The organism is Actinomadura rubrisoli, from assembly GCF_004349215.1.
Classification (GTDB): Bacteria; Actinomycetota; Actinomycetes; order Streptosporangiales; family Streptosporangiaceae; genus Spirillospora; species Spirillospora rubrisoli.
The window spans coordinates 1-1,595 of sequence record NZ_SMKU01000679.1; the positions used below are offsets into that span (position 1 = coordinate 1).

At 68.0% G+C, this 1,595-nt stretch carries 2 protein-coding genes; both read right to left on the reverse strand.

Translation table 11 applies throughout. From position 1 onward, the window contains the following. Positions 1-30: 30 nt before the first annotated feature. A complete protein-coding gene (gene pafA / locus E1298_RS46800) occupies positions 31-1,389 on the reverse strand; it encodes a Pup--protein ligase (protein WP_131903782.1) in 1,359 nt (452 codons plus the stop codon). An 81-nt stretch (positions 1,390-1,470) separates the two neighbouring features. Continuing rightward, complete coding sequence (locus E1298_RS46805; protein ID WP_279499789.1) at positions 1,471-1,593, reverse strand: aldehyde dehydrogenase family protein; 123 nt, start codon at positions 1,591-1,593, stop codon at positions 1,471-1,473. Between the last annotated feature and the right edge of the window lie 2 nt (positions 1,594-1,595).

Below are 1,595 nucleotides of genomic sequence, written 5' to 3' on the forward strand. Positions count from 1 at the left end.
GTGGGGGGTACCGCGAAACGGGCGGGTGGGTCAGATGCCGGCGATGAGGCGGTCTACTCGTTCGTCTACGGAGCGGAAGGGGTCCTTGCAGAGGACGGTGCGTTGGGCCTGGTCGTTGAGCTTGAGGTGGACCCAGTCGACGGTGAAGTCGCGGCGCTTGGCCTGGGCGTGGTGGATGAAGTCGCCGCGGAGCTTCGCCCGGGTCGTCTGCGGGGGGAGCGACTTGGCCTCGAAGATGTCGAGGTCACGGCTCACGCGGGCCATCGCGCCGCGCTTCTCCAGGAGGTAGTAGAGGCCGCGGCCTCGGTGGACGTCGTGGTAGGCGAGGTCGAGCTGGGCCACGCGGGGGGACGAGAGGGGCAGGTCGTACTTGCGGCGGTAGCGTTCGATCAGCTGGTATTTGGCGACCCAGTCGATCTCGCGGGAGACGAGGTCGAGGTCGCCGGTCTCGACGGCGCGGAGGGTGCGTTCCCAGAGTTCGAGGACGCGGTGGGCGATGGCGTCTCCGCCCTTGCGGTCGACGAAGTCGGACGCCTTGTCGAGGTACTCGCGCTGGATCTCCAGGGAGCTGGCCTCGCGGCCGTTGGCGAGCCGGAGCTTGCGGCGGCCGGTGAGGTCGTGGCTCGATTCGCGGATGGCCCGGATGGGGTTCTCCAGGGTCAGGTCGCGCAGGACGACGCCCGCCTCGATCATGCGGAGGAGCAGGTCGGTGGTGCCGACCTTGAGGAGCATGGTCGTCTCGGACATGTTCGAGTCGCCGACGATCACGTGGAGGCGGCGGAAGCGCTCGGCGTCGGAGTGCGGCTCGTCCCGGGTGTTGATGATCGGACGGGAGCGCGTCGTGGCGGAGGAGACGCCCTCCCAGATGTGCTCGGCGCGCTGGGAGACGCAGTAGACGGCGCCGCGGGGGGTCTGCAGGACCTTTCCCGCGCCGCAGATGATCTGGCGGGTCACCAGGAACGGGATCAGGATGTCGGCCATCCGGCCGAACTCGCCGCGGCGCTCGACCAGGTAGTTCTCGTGGCAGCCGTAGGAGTTGCCGGCGGAATCGGTGTTGTTCTTGAACAGGTAGATGTCGCCCGCGATGCCCTCCTCGTGGAGGCGCCTTTCGGCGTCCACGAGGAGGCCTTCGACAATTCGCTCGCCGGCCTTGTCGTGGGTGATGAGGTCGTCGATGCGGTCGCATTCCGGTGAGGCGTATTCGGGGTGGCTGCCGACGTCGAGGTAGAGCCGCGCGCCGTTCCGGAGGAAGACGTTGCTGCTGCGTCCCCAGGAGACCACGCGGCGGAACAGGTAGCGGGCGACCTCGTCTGGCGACAGGCGTCGCTGGCCGCGGAACGTGCAGGTGACGCCGTACTCGTTCTCGATACCGAAGATGCGTCGCTCCATACTCGTCAACCTATGCCCGTTACCCTGGTTTTGACAGTCCTTGACGCCCTCCTTCATCTCAGGGGACCCATCTGTCACCTCTCAGGCGCCCAGGTGGATCCAGACGCCCTTCGGCTCGGTGTAGGCCTCCAGGGCGTAGGGGCCCATCTCGCGGCCCCAGCCGCTGGACTTGTAGCCGCCCCAGGGGGCGGCGGGGTCGGGGATGG

Bases quoted from the DNA above. Each gene is read 5' to 3' on its own strand.
- pafA (WP_131903782.1), bottom strand. From the start codon at position 1,389: ATGGAGCGACGCATCTTCGGTATCGAGAACGAGTACGGCGTCACCTGC.